This window comes from Vibrio sp. Y42_MX_L11, from assembly GCF_024181785.1.
Taxonomy (GTDB): domain Bacteria; phylum Pseudomonadota; class Gammaproteobacteria; order Enterobacterales; family Vibrionaceae; genus Vibrio; species Vibrio diabolicus.
This window is the reverse complement of the sequence record NZ_JAMZAP010000012.1, coordinates 61831-80482: the sequence shown is the minus strand read 5'-3', so window position 1 is coordinate 80482 and position 18652 is coordinate 61831. Positions and strand designations below refer to the sequence as shown.

Here is an 18652-nt window from a genome sequence, read left to right as displayed (position 1 = left end):
CATGTTATTAAACATGCTCGTTTGTAGTTGTGTATCGTGGGTTGAGCAATTTACAAGCTGTTTGGGTCACCCAAAGCGAGTGCTACTTTGGAAGACGGACGTTTAGCTAATGCATGGCAAATTTGCCAACCCGCTTCATTGATGATGTTGAGATCAATCTCCGTTTCAATCCCAAGTTGCTCACAAAGATAAAGCACATCTTCCGTTGCAACATTACCACTGGCACCTTTCGCGTAAGGGCAGCCGCCCAAACCAGCAACCGCACTATCAATGGTGTTGATGCCCATTAACAAGGCTTGGTAAATATTGGCCAAAGCTTGTCCATAGGTGTCATGAAAATGTACCGCGAGCGCGTCTTTTGGCAGTTGTGTTAACAGCGAATCCAGCATGGCGATAACGCGATTGGGCGTTGCTTTACCGACAGTATCGCCCAGAGATATTTCATAGCATCCCATATCAAAAAGCGCATTCGCTACCGCTGTGGTTTGCTCTGGTTTTATTTCTCCCTCGTAGGGGCAAACCATGGTGCAGGATAAATACCCACGCACAGGTATGTTGTGCTGGTTCGCCAGTTCGATAACCGGCTCAAAACGGGCTAGGCTATCTGCAATGCTGCAGTTAATGTTCTTTTGGCTGAACGCCTCCGAAGCCGAACCAAACACCGCAATTTGCTTTACGCCACTTTCCAGCGCACGTTCTAACCCTGCTAGGTTTGGTGTGAGCGCACTATAAACCACGTCAGGCTTTTGTATGATACTTGAAAATACTTGATCGGAATCGGCCATTTCAGGCACCCATTTCGGCGAGACAAAAGAGCCTGCTTCAATGTGTTTTAAGCCACTGGTGCTTAGTTGGTTAATCAAACGGATTTTATCAATCAGCGTCACTGCCGTTTCATTCTGCAAGCCATCACGAGCACCAACTTCGACGATATTAACCTTCGCTGGTAGCATATTCGTGCTCCTTATCTTCACAGACATTTTCGAGTGCAGAAATTAAATGCAGCAGGATGGAACCATGCTGTACTTGGTCTCCATGTTGATAAAACACTTCATCAATTATCGCTGCGACCGGAGCCGTGATGGTGTACTCCATCTTCATCGCTTCGAGCACTAACAGCGGATCGCCAGCCGCTACTTCGTCTCCCTTATTCACCATGACCGCCGAGATCACACCGTTCAGTGGCGCGGTTGGGCTAAGTTCATCGTCTTGACCTTTTGCGGATTCAAAACTTGGTTGATGAGCGAAAGTGCGTTGCTGACCAAGATAAAACAGCGTTGTCTTTTGTTCGTCGCTAAGCGCACTAAAGGTGTAACGCTCATTATCAATATCGACGATAAACTGGTTGCCACTTTCAAGCAGGATGACTTGATGCAACTCCTCGCCGCATCGGACAGTGAAGTGAGATCCTGTATCTTGCGATGATTGTTGCAAACGTACCTGATGGTTGGCATTGGCATCCGTGAAGTTAAATCGATAAACGTTGGCAACCGACAGTCTAAAACCCTGTTTGGTTGGCGCGGGTAACGTTGAGCTGCCTGATTTAGCAGTGAGAGCATTCCAGCGAGCAACCGCTGCCAACGTTAGCCAGATAGAATCCGACACATTTTGTTGCGCGCTGATGCCTTGCTGGTGTTTAACCAAGAAGTCGGTATCAAGTTCGATATTGGCAAAGGCTGGCTGTGAAATAATGCTGTGCAGGTAACCAATGTTTGTCGTGACTCCACGCACGTGATATTGAGTTAACGCCTGTTTAAGCTGCTTTAGGGCGATATCACGAGTTTGCCCCCAGACGATCAGTTTGCTGATCATCGGATCGTAGTATTCGCTGATGGTATCGCCTTGGGTAACACCACTATCAACGCGCACGCACGCTAAGCGGACATTGCTGTCTGAAGTGGGCTCATGCAAGTAATCAATGCGGCCAGTTGACGGCATAAAGTCGTTGTCTGCGTCTTCGGCGTAAATTCGCAGCTCGATTGAATGGCCGTTATGAGTGATTTCGGATTGCGAGATCGGTAAACACTCACCAGCTGCGATTTTGAATTGCCATTCAACCAAATCAACGCCAGTGATCAACTCGGTGACAGGGTGTTCAACTTGCAGACGGGTATTCATCTCCATGAAGTAGAACTCACCGCGGCTATCGAGCAAAAACTCAACCGTGCCAGCGCCAACATAGTCGATCGCTTGAGCGGCCTGAACCGCGGCTTTACCCATTTGTTTACGCAGTTCATCACTAAGACCGGGAGCAGGCGCTTCTTCGACTACTTTTTGGTGACGACGCTGAATGGAACAGTCGCGGTCAGACAGGTAAACACAGTTGCCATGTTGGTCAGCAAATACCTGAACTTCAACGTGGCGAGGCTGCAATATGCATTTTTCGATTAGAAGCTGCTTATCGCCAAAGCTTGAAAGCGCTTCACGCTGCGCACCGTCGATGGCCAAGGGCATTTCGGCTGCGCTATTGACCACTCGCATGCCTTTACCGCCGCCACCTTGTGTCGCTTTAAGCATCACTGGGTAACCGATTTTTTCCGCTTCCGCTAATAAATGCTCAACGCTATTGTCTGTGCCGTGGTAGCCCGGAACCAAGGGCACGTTCGCCTGTGACATGATTGCTTTGGCTTGAGATTTAGAACCCATTGCCTCAATTGCGCTGGTGGAAGGGCCAATAAAGACGATGCCATTTTCGCTGCACGCTTTGGCTAGTTTCGGGTTCTCAGAAAGAAAACCATACCCAGGGTGGATAGCATCGGCTTGCCATTTTTTCGCTGCGCTGATAATCGCATCGATATCGAGATACGATTCACTTGCCGGAGCCGGGCCGATAAATTCAGCGAAATCTGCTTGTTTAACATGTAAGCTGCTGCGATCCGCTTCGGAATAGACGGCAACCGTCTCTATAGCCATGCTTTTTGCGGTTTTAATAATTCGGCATGCAATTTCACCGCGGTTTGCGATCAGTATTCTTTTAAACATGATTCCTCCAATTGGCGGCGCGCTTTTCAAAAAATGCACTCAGTCCTTCCTGTCCTTCGCTGGACACGCGGGCGGTTGCAATGGCTTGGCTGGTGTATTCAATTAATGAGTGGTCGATAGGTTGGTTATCACAACGCAAACAAAGTGCTTTCGCCGCCTGCATGGCTTGTGGGCCATTATTAAGCAGGTGTTCAACCATACGATTGACCGCCTCTTTTGGCTGGGGATCGATTTGGTGAAGAATGTTCATCGATAGCGCGGTTTCGGCATCAATCAACTCGGCAGTTAAAAAGTAGCGTCGGCTTTGGCGTTGTCCAATTGCTCGGATTACGTAGGGACCGATGGTCGCGGGCAATAAGCCGAGTTTCACTTCACTCAAACAGAAGCGGCTCTCAGGTGCGCCAATGGCAATATCGCAGCAGCAGATCAGCCCAAGCGCGCCACCAAATGCTGCGCCGTGCACCATGGCAATCGTTGGTTTACTGAAGGTATCCAGCGTATGCAAAAGTTTTGCTAGTTGCTGTGCATCTTGCAGGTTTTCACTTTCGGTTTTGGTTGCCATTGATTGCATCCAGCCCAGATCTGCTCCCGCAGAAAAGTGTTTTCCCTGTGCACTTAACACCAGTGCACGGAGAGAATCGTCCTTTTCGAGCTGTTCTAGTGTCTCAATTAGTGAGGCAATCAATGCGTCATTAAACGCGTTGTGTTTTTCTGGCCGATTCAGGCTCAACCAGGCAACGCCATTGCTGTCTTTTTCAAGCAGTAGTCCGGTCATGTGACTTCCTTTGTCTGACATTTCAGTCTGATATTCCAATACTCGCTAATCAGCACTTTATTCATCATTGATGGATAGCGAGGAGTTAGGGTTTTGCTTTGTATCCGACTACATACGGAAGATGCCAAATTTGCTGTCTGGTATTGGTGCATTAAGCGCAGCAGATAGAGCAATACCCACAACATCACGGGTTTTTGCAGGATCAATAATCCCATCGTCCCACAGGCGAGCACTGGCGTAATAAGCATGGCTTTGAGTCTGGTACTGCTGCGCGATAGGACGTTTGAACGCTTCCTCTTCTTCAGTGCTCCAGCTTTCACCTTTGCGCGTTTTGATATCGCGGGTCACTTGCGCCATTACGCCAGCTGCTTGCTCACCACCCATTACGGAAATACGTGCGTTTGGCCACATCCACATCATGGTTGGATCATAAGCGCGACCACACATGCCGTAGTTGCCTGCGCCATACGATCCACCAATAACCACGGTAAACTTCGGCACGTCTGCACACGCAACAGCAGTTACCATTTTCGCACCATGTTTGGCGATGCCTTCGGCTTCGTACTTCTGACCGACCATAAAGCCCGTGATGTTCTGCAAGAAGAGCAGAGGAATTTTGCGTTGTGCGCACAGCTCAATAAAATGCGCGCCTTTTTGTGCTGATTCCGAAAATAGAATGCCGTTGTTAGCGACAATGCCAATCGGCATACCGTGAATATGGGCAAAGCCACAGACCAAGGTTTCGCCGAACAAGGCTTTAAATTCATCGAACTGGGAATCATCAACAATTCGGGCAATGACCTCTTTAACATCAAACGGCTTTTTAAGATCGGTTCCGACGATGCCGTACAGCTCTTGAGCAGGAAAACGTGGTTCCTGTGGTGCTTTTTGCTTGAGTTGAACGGGTTTCAAGTGGTTGATTTGTGAAACCGCTTGTCTTGCCAACTCTAACGCGTGGTGATCATTTTCTGCGTAATAGTCCGCCACACCAGAGGTACGGCAGTGAACGTCTGCGCCACCAAGATCTTCCGCGCTGACTTCTTCTCCTGTTGCTGCTTTTACCAGAGGAGGGCCCGCTAAGAAGATCGTGCCTTGCTCTTTGACTATGATGGAAACATCACACATGGCAGGAACGTACGCCCCGCCAGCGGTACATAGCCCCATGACCACCGCAATTTGTGGGATACCCTTGGCTGACATTCGGGCTTGGTTATAGAAAATACGGCCAAAATGGTCTTTATCTGGGAATACCTCATCTTGGCGGGGTAGGTTAGCGCCGCCAGAGTCGACTAAGTAAACACACGGAAGTTGGCATTTTTCTGCAATTTCCTGTGCGCGTAAGTGCTTTTTCACGGTAAGTGGGTAGTAACTGCCGCCTTTTACCGTCACGTCGTTCGCTACGATCATGCACTCGGTGCCATCAATTACACCCACACCCGCGACCACACCAGCACATGGAACGTAATCAGGATACACATCCCAGCCAGCAAACTGACCAATTTCTAGAAAGGACGAACCAGGGTCGAGTAGGGCAAGAATGCGCTCACGTACCGGAAGTTTGCCTTTCTTCTGTTGATGTTCTCTAGCTTTCTCACCGCCACCATCTTCTATTTGGGCAGTCACGGTATAAAGTTGATCTACAAGCGACGCCATAGAGCGGTAGTTTTCCTGATACTGCTCTGAATGGGTATTAATTTTGGTCGTCAAACAAGCCATAAATAGCCGATCTCCATTCGGTAGACGGGTGACACCAGCCGTCTTTATCTATGTTGAATAAGATTTAGGTTGAATAAGGAAGTTATTTAGAGTCAGAGCGCCTAGGTATGATGATTAGGCGCTTTCGTTAAACAATTCGCGACCAATAAGCATGCGGCGAATTTCTGAAGTGCCCGCACCAATTTCATACAGCTTGGCATCTCGCAACAAACGGCCCGTATCAAACTCGTTGATGTAGCCGTTACCGCCAAGTAATTGAATCGCATCCAGTGCCATCTTGGTTGCCAGCTCTGCGCTGTAGAGGATCGCACCAGCAGAGTCTTTACGTGTGGTTTCACCACGATCACAAGCGGCAGCGACGGCGTAAATGTAGGCTTTTGCGGCATTCATTTGCGTGTACATATCGGCGATTTTTGCTTGAACAAGCTGGAATTCACCGATGGATTTGCCAAATTGTTTGCGGTCATGGATATAAGGCACAACGATGTCCATACATGCTTGCATAATGCCAAGCGGGCCACCGGCAAGCACCACTCGCTCGTAGTCCAAACCGCTCATCAACACTTTCACACCTTGGTTTTCTTCGCCGAGAATATTTTCCGCAGGGACTTCGCAGTTTTGGAAGACCAGCTCACACGTATTCGAGCCGCGCATACCCAACTTGTCGAGTTTTTGTGCTTGAGTAAATCCAGGAAAGCCGCGTTCCACAATAAACGCCGTGATGCCTTTGGAGTGCTGGCTTGGGTCGGTTTTTGCGTAGACAACATAGGTGTGCGCATCTGGGCCGTTTGTGATCCACATTTTGTTGCCGTTTAGCAGGAAAATATCGCCTTTACGTTCCGCTTTAAGCTGCATAGAGACCACATCAGAGCCGGCGCCGGGTTCACTCATTGCAAGGGCACCAATATGTTCACCGGAGATGAGTTTAGGTAGGTATTTCTCTTTTTGCGCTTGTGTTCCGTTGCGGTGGATTTGGTTGACACAAAGGTTGGAGTGAGCACCGTAACTTAACGCAACCGAAGCGGATGCTCGGCTGATTTCTTCCATGGCGATAACGTGGGCGAGATAGCCCATGCCTGCACCACCAAACTCCTCGCTGGTGGTCACACCTAAAAGACCCATGTCACCCAGTTTGGACCAAAGATGGTTTGGAAAGTCGTTAGATTGGTCGATAGATTGCGCTAGCGGCGCAATTTCTCTTGCAGCAAAACTATTGATTTGCTCGCGAAGCAAATCGGTATTTTCGTCATAAACAAAGTTCAGGGAAGAGTAGGTAGATTTCATTGCGTGTCCTTGCCTTTACGTCACCTACATCCCAGTGCTGAGGTGTCAGGTGACTTTTTCGCCTTTCATGGATCTCAGTGTGTTTTGGCATCGCAACTGTGCCGCGTTTAACTCCATCATTACCGCTTGAATGTCGTTTGCTTGCTGTTGCAATGCTGCCTTCTTCTCTTCGATCAACCGAATCATATAGTTCAACTGCTCAGTACTTTGATCGGTATCGTAGAGTTCAAATAACTCTTTGATATCTGCAAGAGAAAAGCCCAATCGCTTACCTCGCAAAATCAGTTTTAGTCGAATTCGATCGCGACCATTGTAGATTCGAGTGTTGCCTTTACGTTCTGGAGTTAGGAGACCTAAATCTTCGTAGAAGCGAATACTTCGGGTAGTAATGTCGAACTCTTTCGCGAGCTCGCTGATCTTAAATGTGTTCATTCCTTAACCTTACGACTTTCGTATAACATTCATACGAATATACAATTCGTTAACGTTAAAGTAAATAAACAACATCCACTCTGGAGCCTTGATATCACTCGCATTTACTCGAAATAAAAGAATCACTCGAACAAACAATAACCGCAAACTTGACGTTAACGTAAATGTTAGTATAGTTATGACGTAAACGTCAACAAAAGGTTAATGGAATGAAAAATGAAACATGGATTGTTGCCGCCAAGCGAACGCCTATCGGCTCTTTTCAAGGTGCATTAGCTTCAACAGATGTCACGGAACTCGGTGCGAAGGCCATCCAAGGGGCACTAGCCGAAAGCCAACTCGATGTGCAAAAAATAGACGAAGTGTTAATGGGATGCGTTTTACCCGCTGGCGTGGGGCAAGCGCCAGCAAGACAAGCAAGTCTTAAAGCAGAAATGCCACAATCGATCGGTTGTACGACACTGAATAAAGTCTGTGGTTCGGGTATGAAAACCGTCATGCTGGCACATGATCTTATTCAATCTGGTAACGCGCACGCGGTTATCGCTGGTGGTATGGAAAACATGTCGTCTTCTCCTTATCTACTTAAGAAAGCGCGTGATGGTTTCCGCTTAGGCCATGAGCAAGTGCTTGATCATATGTTTTATGACGGTTTGCAGGATGCCTACCAAGGCGAATTGATGGGTGTCTTTGCCGAACAAACCGCGCAAAAGTATCAGTTCAGCCGTGAAAGTATGGATATCTGGGCGCAGCAGTCGGTGACTCGTGCGCAGCAAGCGATTGAGCAAGGTTTGTTCAAAGAAGAGATCGTGCCTGTTAACGTAAAAAGTCGACGCGACGAAACCTTGGTGGTAGACGATGAGCAACCGAGCAAACTCGACGTCAATAAAATTCCCACCTTACGACCTGCGTTTGCCAAAGATGGCGGCGTAACGGCAGCAAATTCCAGTTCTATTTCTGATGGTGCATCGGCAATGGTATTGGTTGATAGTGAATTTGGCCGTCAGGAAAACCTTCAACCTCTAGCCAAAATTGTCGCGTACAGCACGCATGCAAGACAGCCTGATGAGTTCACCATCGCACCCGTATTCGCGATTGAAACGCTGCTGGAAAAAACGGGCTGGGACAAATCAGACGTGGACCTTTGGGAAATCAATGAAGCCTTTGCCGTCGTGACACAATACGCGGTGAAAGCACTCGAATTGGACGAGAGCAAAGTGAACCCTCGCGGCGGCGCTTGTGCGTTGGGGCATCCAATTGGTGCGAGTGGTAACCGAATCCTCGTGACTTTGATTCACGCTCTTAAACAAACAGGCGGTAAACGTGGCGTTGCATCGCTTTGTATTGGTGGCGGCGAGGCTACCGCAATCGCGATTGAAATCTGCTAATTCATTCTCAACAAAGTTTCACTTACATAACAGTAGTCAGTGAAACGCTGAAAAATACAAGGATGTCATCATGACAGAACAAGTAAAGCAGTATATCGGTGGTGAATTTGCCATCTCCGACTCAAAACAATGGCTAGATGTAACTAACCCGGCAACCAACGAAGTGATTGCGCAAGTACCTTGTGCCACGGAATCAGAAATGAATGCGGCGATCGCTAGCGCAACAGAGGCGTTTAAGCGTTGGAAAGAAGTCGCTGCGCCGGAGCGTGCAAGATTGATGCTGCGCTACCAACACCTGCTAAAAGAGCAACACGATGAGTTGGCGATACTGCTTTCAAGTGAAACAGGTAAAACCCTCGCTGATGCGAAAGGTGATGTTTGGCGCGGGATTGAAGTGGTAGAACAAGCGGCGAACATTTGTAGCTCAATGATGGGCGAAACGGTTGAAAACGTCGCAACCAATATTGATGGTTACTCTTACATTCAACCGCTCGGTGTTTGTGCGGGTATTACTCCGTTTAACTTCCCTGCGATGATCCCATTGTGGATGTTCCCGATGGCGATCGCTTGCGGCAACACCTTTATTTTGAAGCCGTCGGAACAAGTTCCGCTGACTGCAATGAAATTGGCGGAGCTGTTTGAACAGGCAGGCGCACCAAAAGGCGTGTTGCAAATTGTCCACGGCACCAAAGAGCAAGTCGACCGTATTCTGACTGATCCAGTCGTTCGTGCGATCTCTTTTGTCGGCTCAGTGCCAGTTGGTGAGTACATCTACAAAACGGGTACGGACAACCTAAAGCGCGTGCAGTCATTTGCGGGTGCGAAGAACCACATGGTCATCATGCCAGATGCAAACAAGCAGCAAGTCATCAATAACCTAGTTGGCGCGTCAGTCGGTGCCGCAGGCCAACGCTGTATGGCGATTTCGGTGGCGGTATTTGTCGGCGAAACCAAAGAATGGATTCCAGAGCTTAAAGAGGCGTTAGCTCAGGTTCAACCTGGCGCGTGGGATGATGAAACCGCCGGTTATGGCCCACTGATTAGCCCGCAAGCGAAGCAGCGTGTGGTGAATCTGATTAATGAAGGCAAAGTGTCTGGCGCGAACTGTGTTCTGGATGGGACAGATTGCCAAGTACCTGGCTTCCCGAACGGTAACTGGGTGGGACCAACGCTATTCACTAACGTGACTACTGACATGTCGATTTATCAGGAAGAGATTTTTGGTCCAGTATTACTGACGATGGAAGTCGACAATTTAGATGCGGCAATTGAGCTAATCAACGCGAATCGTTTTGGTAACGGTACGTCTATTTTTACGGCGAATGGCGCAGCAGCGAGAAAGTATCAACACAATATTGAAGTGGGTAACGTGGGTATCAACGTGCCGATTCCGGTGCCTTTGCCGTTCTTCTCATTTACGGGTTGGAAAGGCAGCTTCTACGGCGATCTGCATGCTTACGGCAAACAAGCGGTTCGCTTCTACACCGAGACGAAAACCGTCACCGCGCGTTGGTTTGAAGATGACATTCCAAGCGGTCCAAACATGACCATTCAATTGAGCTAGTCACAGAAGTAGCGATACCTCTAGCCAAGCCTTTCAAACCTTTAGATGGCTTGGCTTCAAGTGCAACGAATTAGACCTTAGGACTTCAAGATGGATTTTGAATTAAACGAAGATCAACTCGCGTTTGCCGAAGTAGCAAAGCAGTTTGCAGACCAAATGTTAGCGCCGCACGCGGCCGAGTGGGATGAAAACCATCATTTCCCTAAAGATGTACTGCGTCAAGCAGGTGAACTTGGCTTTCTGAGCATCTATACGCCGCCAGAGCATGGTGGTTTGGGATTGTCTCGTTTGGATGCGGCGATCATTTTCGAGCAGTTGGCTATGGGTTGTACCGCGACTACTGCGTTTATGACCATTCACAACATGGCGACGTGGATGATCACCAGCTTTGCCAAAGCCGAAGTGGCGCAGCAGTTTAGCGCGGATCTAATTTCGGGTGAAAAGCTCGCTTCCTACTGTTTAACCGAACCTAATGCCGGCTCTGACGCCGCTTCGCTCACGACAAGTGCGGTACGTGAAGGCGACGAGTTTGTATTGAATGGCGCAAAAGTATTTATCTCTGGCGCGGGTGATACTGATGTTCTCGTCGTGATGGCGCGTTCGTGCGGCGAAGGAGCGGGTGGCGTTTCTGCATTCGTTGTTCCTGCTGATTGCGAAGGCATTAGCTACGGTAAAAAAGAAGCCAAAATGGGTTGGAACTGCCAGCCAACTCGCATGATTACCTTCGAAAATGTTCGTATTCCGGCTGACTATCTGTTGGGTGAAGAGGGAGAAGGCTTTAAGTTCGCCATGCTTGGCCTTGATGGTGGTCGAATCAATATCGCTACTTGTTCCGTCGGTACTGCGCAACAAGCACTGAACGAAGCCAAGCAATACATGAACGAACGCAGACAGTTCGGCCGTTCACTGGCGCAATTTCAAGCGTTGCAGTTCAAGCTTGCTGATATGGCGACTGAGCTGGTCGCTGCGCGTCAAATGGTGCGACTCGCTGCCGCTAAACTCGATGCACAGCACGCAGAAAAAAGTGCGTACTGTGCCATGGCAAAACGCTTTGCTACTGATGTGGGCTTTAAAGTCTGCGATCAGGCGCTGCAAATTCACGGTGGCTATGGCTACATCAAAGAATATCCAGTCGAGCGCCATTTCCGAGACGTTCGTGTTCACCAAATCCTTGAAGGTACCAACGAAATCATGCGTCTGATCGTCGCAAGACGATTACTAACGGAAGGCGTTGAGCTGCTTTAGTCAGCGAGACACAGCCTTACCTAAAGAAATTAAAAAGGACTGAAAGATTATGACGGCACAAATCAAATTAGAGCGTGAAGCGCACATTGCCAAGCTCACGATTAGTAACCCGCCAGCAAACACTTGGACGCTTGAATCTTTGAATCAGCTAAAAGAGTTGGCGATTGAACTCAGTAATGATCGCTCTATTTATGCGTTGGTACTGACGGGCGAAGGTGAGAAATTCTTTTCTGCTGGAGCGGATCTCAACAACTTTGCATCCGGCGATAAATCGCAAGCAGCAGATATGGCGTTCGCTTTTGGTGAAGCCTTTGAAGCGTTGTCTGCGTTCGATGGCGTTTCTATCGCAGCGGTTAATGGCTATGCGATGGGTGGTGGTCTGGAAGTGGCGATGGCGTGTGACATTCGCATCGCAGAAGAACAAGTACAAATGGCACTTCCTGAAGCATCGGTCGGCTTGTTACCTTGCGCGGGCGGAACGCAAAACCTGACCGCGTTGGTAGGTGAAGGTTGGGCGAAACGCATGATCTTGTGTGGTGAGCGTGTGACGGCCGAGCGAGCGGAAAAAATTGGTTTAGTCGAAGAAGTGGTTGCAAAAGGCAAAGCACTGGAAGCGGCTATGGAACTTGCACAGCGCGTCGCAGGTCAATCTCCGAAATCCGTGTCTGCATGCAAAACGCTTATTCAAGGTCGACGCAGCCAAACTCACGCGGCCGGATTGGTCTTGGAGCGTGAACTGTTCTTACAGCTGTTTAATACACAAGATCAGACTGAGGGTGTAAACGCCTTCTTGCAAAAGCGTAAGCCACAATGGACAAACAGCTAGCGGAGGACAAATGACAGGTACAGTAAATGTTTCAAAACTTGAGTGCGCTGATGGCTCTGTCATTGGTGTGTTGGAGCTTGATAATCCAGCTGCTCTCAACGCGTTGAGTTACGTAATGATTGAGAAGTTGTACAAACAGCTCAATGAATGGCAAACGGACGACAGCGTCGTCGCGATCTTTTTGCACGCCAAGGGTGAAAAAGCGTTTTGTGCTGGTGGTGACATTCAAGCGATTTACCGTGCACTTGAAAACAAAGAGCAAGACTTTGATTCTGCGTTTTCAGCGATGGAAACCTTCTTTGACCTCGAATATCGCTGTGATCATCTTATTCACACTTATCCAAAACCGATCATCGCGTGGGGGCATGGTTATCTGATGGGCGGCGGTGTGGGCTTATTTATGGGCGCAAGTCATCGCGTAGCAGAAACCACCACACGCTTTGCGATGCCAGAGATTAAAATCGGCCTTTACCCAGACGTAGGCGCGACGTACTTCCTAAATCAGCTGCCAAAACACTTGGCACTTTTTCTGAGTTTGACGGCTTGCCAAATCAACGCGACAGACATGAAAGCGTTGGGATTAAGCCAATGGATTGCACAGCCAGAAAGCAAACAAGCACTGTTGGATCTACTCGCATCGGTAAGTTGGAAAGGTGAAGCAAACATCAACGAAAAAATCGCCACTACGCTACGTTCGGTACAAGTGGACGAGCCAAGCGAAGGGATGTTGATGCCATATGCGGGATTGATTGAGCAGCTTTGTTCGGGTGATTTAGATTCGATTGTTCGCGCAATCAGCAGTGCCGACGTTGATGATAAGTGGTTCATCAATGCGCAAAAAGCATTGAATTATGGCAGTCCGTTGTCGCTCAATATCACTTATCAGCAGCTAACGCAGTATCAAAACCTCTCTTTGAAAGCGTGTTTTGATATGGAATTTAACCTGACGCTACGTTGCGGCTTAGAAGGTGATTTTAGAGAAGGGGTTCGTGCGCTGATTATCGATAAAACCAATCAACCGACTTGGCAACATCGCACGGTTTCTGACGTAACGCCACAAGTTTTGGAACGCTTCTTTGCGCCGATTGATTCACTCGAATATCCATTGACCGCATCACCTGTTGCCACTGCGGCACTCTAGTTAAGGAAGAGATATAACATGGACAAAATTGCATTTATTGGCCTTGGCAACATGGGTGCGCCTATGGCTAAGAACCTACTCAAAGCGGGCTTGAACGTCGAAGTGTTTGATTTGAACCCGAACGCAGTAGAGGAACTTACCGCACTTGGTGCGTCGAGTGCAGACTCGGTAAAACAAGCCGTTCAAGGGGCGAACGTGGTGGTCACCATGCTACCCGCCAGCCAACATGTTCAAAGCGTCTATCTCGGTAGAGATGGCATTTTAGATAGCGTCGAATCGGGCACCTTGCTGATTGATTCATCCACTATCGATCCGTCGACCGCTCGTTTGGTCGGTGAAAAAGCACAGCAACTTGGCATCAGCTTTGTTGATGCACCGGTATCTGGTGGCGTTGCGGGCGCAGCGGCAGGTACGTTGACTTTCATTGTTGGCGGCTCACAAGAGAACTTTGTTCAAGCCAAGGTGGTGCTTAGCCACATGGGTAAAAACATTTTCCATGCAGGTGATGCCGGAGCCGGTCAGGTGGCGAAGATCTGCAATAACATGATGTTGGGCATTTTGATGAGCGGCACTTGTGAAGCACTCAATTTAGGCATGGAAAACGGACTTGATCCCAAAGTGTTGTCAGACATCATGCTGCAAAGTTCAGGCCGTAACTGGGCGCTAGAGCTTTACAACCCGTGCCCGGGTGTGATGGAAAATACGCCTGCAAGCAATGGTTATCAGGGCGGCTTTATGAGCCAGTTAATGGCGAAAGATCTCGGTCTTGCGATGGAAGCGGCGGTTGCCAGTCAAACATCAACGCCAATGGGCAGCTTGGCTCGTAACCTGTTTAATTTTCACAACGGTCAGGGCAGCGGACAAAAAGATTTTTCAAGCTTGTTTGAGTTCTACCAAAAGCAAAATCAGGCCTAAGGAGTGCTTATGGATCTAGCAAATAAGGTTATTGCGATCACGGGGGCCGGGCAGGGGCTTGGTAAACAAATGGCGCTGTCGCTAGCGGAAAGCGGTGTTCACCTTGCGCTTATCGACCTCAATTCAGACCAACTGGCTGAAACGAAAGCGGAGTGTGAATCTTTCGGCGTCACCACTCGTTTTTATGTAGCGAACGTGACGGAAGAACAAGAAGTGTGCGCTGCTTTTACGCAAATTGAAGCGGATTTCAAACAGCTCAATGGCGTGATCAATAACGCAGGCATTATGCGCGATGGCATGTTCATCAAAGTTAAAGATGGTCAGGTTAACGCGATGTCGCTGGAACAATTTCAGTCTGTTATGGATGTGAATGTGACAGGTACTTTTCTGTGTGGCCGCGAAGCGAGCAAGGTAATGCTGAACACCGATAGCAAAGGCGTTCTGATCAACATATCTAGCGTCGCGCGTGCGGGGAATATTGGTCAAACTAACTATTCTGCATCCAAAGCGGCGGTAGCCACCATGGCGACGGTGTGGGCGAAAGAGTTAGGGCGTTTCGGAATTCGCTCAGTAGCGATTGCTCCGGGTGTCATCAAGACTGCCATGACGGACCAAATAAAACCTGAAGCGATGGAGCGTTTAGTCAAAATGATTCCTGTCGGACGCTTAGGTCTTGCTGATGAAATTTCTTCGACCATCAAATACGTGTTAACCAATGAGTTCGTGACTGGAAGAGTATTCGAAGTCGATGGCGGAATGCGAATGTAGCCCCTCCTCATTTTAAAAAGGGGAGCGAGCCTGATTGTCCGCTTCCTTCCTCCTTTCTTATATTGTTTCTATCGATAATTTTTAATGGATGTTTTAGTAACGGCTGCTGTACCGATTACATTTACAACTCTTTTGTATTTTTGGTATGAATAAGTGCTCTCGTGTTAATTTTTATGTAAATGCATTAATTCACAATCAAGACAATTATTTGTCTCATTGATGAGATTTTGCTTCTTGGGGTATGAAAAACACTCTTATTGATTATATTGTGACCGAAAACCATTTCGACATCTAAAGATGGTGATTTATTATTCAGCGCAAAATACATGGGAATATGAGGCTGGCTGAATAACCTTCAGCTACCTTAATAATAAAATAACCAGAATTCTCTATTACACTGAAGTAACTACCCATTAGGGAAGAGCAATAATGTCACTATTTCATTCGCTTAGGACGATGCCACTACTATTGGGGTGTCTGTGTCTTTCTATTCAGGCATCCGCAGAAAAGGTTGAACAAGAAGGTAAGTTTTTACAGTCGCTAGAAGGCATTGAAAATCAAATTTACGCATTACCTCAGAGCTCTTTAGCTTTGATTGAGGCGTTAGAAGAAGACTCTCTACTACAAAATCAACCAACAGAGCTACTGGTACGTTATTGGCTTGCAAAGTCCACGGTTCTAGAGCTACTTGGGCGCGCGGAAGAGAGCCAAAACGTCGCACAAAAAGGGTTGGAACTTGTGCGTCCACAAAGCCATGAGTATCTCTTATTTAAGTTGATTCAGATGCGAACTATGGTCGGAAAGAGCGATATCGATACCGCGCTTTCTTCGTTGGATAGTTTGTTGGAAACATCGCGTGAAAATGGCGATAAGCAGCTCGAGTCGGAGATCCTGTTGCTAAAAGGACGTTACTACGATGAGCAGGGCGAGTTTAAAAAATCCTATGCCGCAATTATGTCGTCAATGGATGCGGCTGAGTCCTCTGGCGTTCAAGGATTGGTCGAACGGGCGGCGCTAGAGCTTGGTGACGTACTGGTCAAAATTCAGGGCTATGACCGTTCAGAAGCATTGTTGGAACAAGCGTACCGTTATTTTAGGGATAGACGCATGTCGTTCAATGAGCTGCTGAGCGTCTTAACGATAGCAAAGCTTCATAAGGCACAGTTCCAATACGAAGAGGCGATTGTATCGTATCAGAGAGCGCTAAAGCTCGCGCAAATCATTGGTGACGGGCGCTTTAGGTTTCGAGTTAATCTCGAGCTTGCTGCGTTATACCGTGAGACGAACCAAGAAAATAAGATGGTTCGCCACTTAAAGTTGGCGGAGAACTTACAGTATAGAGAAACCTCTAGCGCCTACTTAGCTACATTTAAGCTGTTGCAAGCCGAATATATGCTAGAACAGAAGCAGTTTGAGACACTTCTAGCGATGATCGCGCCTATGTTGCCGGAAATTATCGAGAGCCGATATGTTAAGCAACAGCAAATGGAACTACTAAAAGTGGCTGCCATGGCCTACGCGGGAAGCAATGACTTTAAATTAGCGTATAAAACTTACGGCAACTATCACGATAAATTCATCCAATTTAGCAACCAAAGAGAAGTTGAAAATCTTGAGCGTCAGCAGACGCTATTTGAGCTAGAAAGACTTGAATATGAGAACGAAGATCTCAACTGGAACAACGTGTTGCAGCGTATGGAACTGGAAAATAACCGTCGTACCTTTTATCTATTGGGTGAAGCGCTACTAGCACTCATTGGTGTTCTCTTTTTGATGGCAGTGGTATTCCTTGTTGTGAATCGATCACGTTTAAGAATGCGCCGCCTAGCAAAGACAGATACGTTGACAGGGTTATTCAATCGCCGTTTTTTAGAAGATTGGTTCACTAAACCCGTAGAGACGAAACGTGAACGCAAAGAAAAGCCGACGCCTCAATCTAAGCAAGAAAAGGTGCAGCATTTTGTGTCTGAGCAAGTCGAGCAAGTTAAGTACGGCTACCTAGCTTTAAACAAATGGGTGGATAGCAAGCTCGATAAACAGAAAATGGTGCCAAAGAAGCCGCAGTCGGGGCCGGTAAGTTTAGCGCTAATCGATGTAGATTATTTTAAACAGGTAAATGATACCTATGGGCATGTGTTCGGTGATGCCGTACTAACAGGCGTTGCCAAAGTGCTAGAAGAGACGGTGCGTGAAAATGACATTGTTGCACGCTTTGGTGGTGAGGAGTTTGTTGTTGTGATGCCCAATACCGATCATGAAGACTCTCTCATTACCGCTGAACGATTACGTAGCGCTTTATCCTTACATGGGTTCGTCACGGAACAGAATGAAGAAGTGAGAGTGACCTGTAGTTTTGGTGTTGTGACGACTGAAGATAGTGAGATGAATTTTAAATCACTCTGTGATCAGGCAGATAAATTACTTTATCAAGCTAAAGCGGATGGACGTAACTGCGTGAAAGGGCGCAAGCTGACCTAATAAAATCAAGAATGCAGGCTCATCAAACGGTGAGCCTGAACTCATCCTTCCTACTGATTACTTCAAAATCGCTTAGCTTAAGAGTATCGAATTACATACTCATAGCGTTCAGTATTTTCTACTCGTTTTATCTCTCCCATTTTCAAAGTACTAATGTCACTTGTGTATACGAAGCTATAACACACGAGTATGTCTGTTTTTTATACAAACAAAGCCGATACAGGTGAAATGATTAGTGGTCGATGTAAAATTTTTCTGGTGTGGATTTTTGTGGCACGAAAAACAATTCTCTGAAAGGTGTGTTAAAAATTAATGCTTCAATAAGTTATTGGTTTGTTTGTGTTTTTATTTGGATTTTTAAACACATCTTTGACTTTTACGACAAGTTATCGCATAGAAATTTTGCGTACACCATCAACTTTCCTTCCTTTGTTAATAACCTTTTTCTTAAAAAATGATTTGAGTTCGAACTAATTTTCAGGCATTTTATATTTAACTAACCGTTCAATTAAAAATAACAAGGACGCAAAATGCCAAAGGTGGGGATGCCTGAAATCAGAAAACCACAGCTGGTGAAAGCGACAATGTCAGTGATTGATAGAGTCGGTTTACACGCTGCGAGTATTTCGTTGATCAGTAAAGAAGCAGGTGTATCAACGGGAATTATCAATCACTATTTTGGTGGTAAGCATGGGTTGTTGGAGGAAACGATGCGAGAGATCTTGCGTCAGCTTTCGTCCACTATCACACAGAAGTTACGTGAGCTGCCAAGTGATGCTCATCACCAAAGAATTAATGCCATCATTGACGGTAACTTTGTCGGCTATCAGGCAGAAAACCAAGTTGCTAAGACTTGGCTAGCGTTCTGGTCGTACTCAATGCATGACGAGCAGCTTAAGCGTTTGCAGCGTGTCAATGAACGACGTTTATTGTCCCACCTAAGAAAAGAACTCAAAGCATTATTAAATGCAGAGCAGGCCGAACTGGTTGCTCATGGTATTGCGTCACTTATTGATGGTATTTGGCTGCGCGGAACGCTCAACCCGCAAGGCATTGATGCAGAAAGAGCGAGAATCATCATCAACGACTATCTCGACAAACAACTTACGTTTTATTCTGAAAAAATATAAAAGTCACA

General features: G+C 47.3%; 15 protein-coding genes. 9 read left to right on the top strand and 6 right to left on the bottom strand.

From position 1 onward, the window contains the following. Positions 1-50: 50 nt before the first annotated feature. The 6 genes from NL643_RS13640 to NL643_RS13615 all read right to left on the bottom strand — a co-directional run bounded on the left by NL643_RS13640 (position 51) and on the right by NL643_RS13615 (position 7189). Positions 51-953 (bottom strand): hydroxymethylglutaryl-CoA lyase, encoded by a 903-nt coding sequence (locus tag NL643_RS13640; protein ID WP_253644601.1) that lies wholly within the window; start codon positions 951-953, stop codon positions 51-53. Then, positions 934-2982 (bottom strand): acetyl/propionyl/methylcrotonyl-CoA carboxylase subunit alpha, encoded by a 2049-nt coding sequence (locus tag NL643_RS13635; RefSeq protein WP_253644600.1) that lies wholly within the window; start codon positions 2980-2982, stop codon positions 934-936. Before NL643_RS13635 ends, NL643_RS13640 begins: the two co-directional genes overlap by 20 nt. Continuing rightward, positions 2975-3757, bottom strand: coding sequence for an enoyl-CoA hydratase/isomerase family protein (locus tag NL643_RS13630; RefSeq protein ID WP_253644599.1), 783 nt, complete (start codon positions 3755-3757; stop codon positions 2975-2977). Before NL643_RS13630 ends, NL643_RS13635 begins: the two co-directional genes overlap by 8 nt. Before the next feature lie 108 nt (positions 3758-3865). Next, positions 3866-5473, bottom strand: a complete 1608-nt coding sequence (locus tag NL643_RS13625; RefSeq protein WP_253644598.1) for a carboxyl transferase domain-containing protein — start codon at positions 5471-5473, stop codon at positions 3866-3868. A gap of 114 nt (positions 5474-5587) precedes the next feature. Next, complete coding sequence (locus NL643_RS13620) at positions 5588-6757, bottom strand: isovaleryl-CoA dehydrogenase (protein ID WP_253644597.1); 1170 nt, start codon at positions 6755-6757, stop codon at positions 5588-5590. A gap of 45 nt (positions 6758-6802) precedes the next feature. Next, the gene (locus NL643_RS13615; RefSeq protein WP_005373242.1) at positions 6803-7189 is read right to left on the bottom strand and encodes a MerR family DNA-binding transcriptional regulator; all 387 of its coding nucleotides are present in this window, start codon (positions 7187-7189) and stop codon (positions 6803-6805) included. Positions 7190-7398: 209 nt separating this feature from the next. On the opposite strand from NL643_RS13615, the gene NL643_RS13610 reads away from it, so the two are divergent. The 9 genes from NL643_RS13610 (at position 7399) to betI (ending at position 18644) form a co-directional block, all read left to right on the top strand. Then, positions 7399-8577, top strand: coding sequence for a thiolase family protein (locus NL643_RS13610; protein ID WP_104973579.1), 1179 nt, complete (start codon positions 7399-7401; stop codon positions 8575-8577). 70 nt (positions 8578-8647) lie between these two features. After that, positions 8648-10141 (top strand): CoA-acylating methylmalonate-semialdehyde dehydrogenase, encoded by a 1494-nt coding sequence (locus NL643_RS13605; protein ID WP_253644596.1) that lies wholly within the window; start codon positions 8648-8650, stop codon positions 10139-10141. A 90-nt stretch (positions 10142-10231) separates the two neighbouring features. Further along, the gene (locus NL643_RS13600; protein ID WP_253644595.1) at positions 10232-11386 is read left to right on the top strand and encodes an acyl-CoA dehydrogenase family protein; all 1155 of its coding nucleotides are present in this window, start codon (positions 10232-10234) and stop codon (positions 11384-11386) included. A 49-nt stretch (positions 11387-11435) separates the two neighbouring features. Continuing rightward, entirely contained in the window at positions 11436-12212 is a 777-nt protein-coding gene (locus NL643_RS13595) for an enoyl-CoA hydratase (protein ID WP_229613336.1), read from the top strand. A gap of 10 nt (positions 12213-12222) precedes the next feature. Next, positions 12223-13353 (top strand): enoyl-CoA hydratase/isomerase family protein, encoded by a 1131-nt coding sequence (locus tag NL643_RS13590; RefSeq protein WP_253644594.1) that lies wholly within the window; start codon positions 12223-12225, stop codon positions 13351-13353. An 18-nt stretch (positions 13354-13371) separates the two neighbouring features. After that, positions 13372-14268, top strand: coding sequence for a 3-hydroxyisobutyrate dehydrogenase (mmsB, locus tag NL643_RS13585; protein WP_253644593.1), 897 nt, complete (start codon positions 13372-13374; stop codon positions 14266-14268). A 9-nt stretch (positions 14269-14277) separates the two neighbouring features. Then, positions 14278-15036 (top strand): SDR family oxidoreductase, encoded by a 759-nt coding sequence (locus tag NL643_RS13580; protein WP_005392559.1) that lies wholly within the window; start codon positions 14278-14280, stop codon positions 15034-15036. Between the two features lie 429 nt (positions 15037-15465). Further along, positions 15466-17514 carry a tetratricopeptide repeat-containing diguanylate cyclase gene (locus NL643_RS13575; protein ID WP_006741032.1) on the top strand — a complete coding sequence of 683 codons (2049 nt, stop codon included), beginning with the start codon at positions 15466-15468 and terminating at the stop codon, positions 17512-17514. A gap of 530 nt (positions 17515-18044) precedes the next feature. Further along, complete coding sequence (betI, locus tag NL643_RS13570) at positions 18045-18644, top strand: transcriptional regulator BetI (protein ID WP_005392557.1); 600 nt, start codon at positions 18045-18047, stop codon at positions 18642-18644. The last annotated feature ends 8 nt before the right edge of the window (positions 18645-18652 follow it).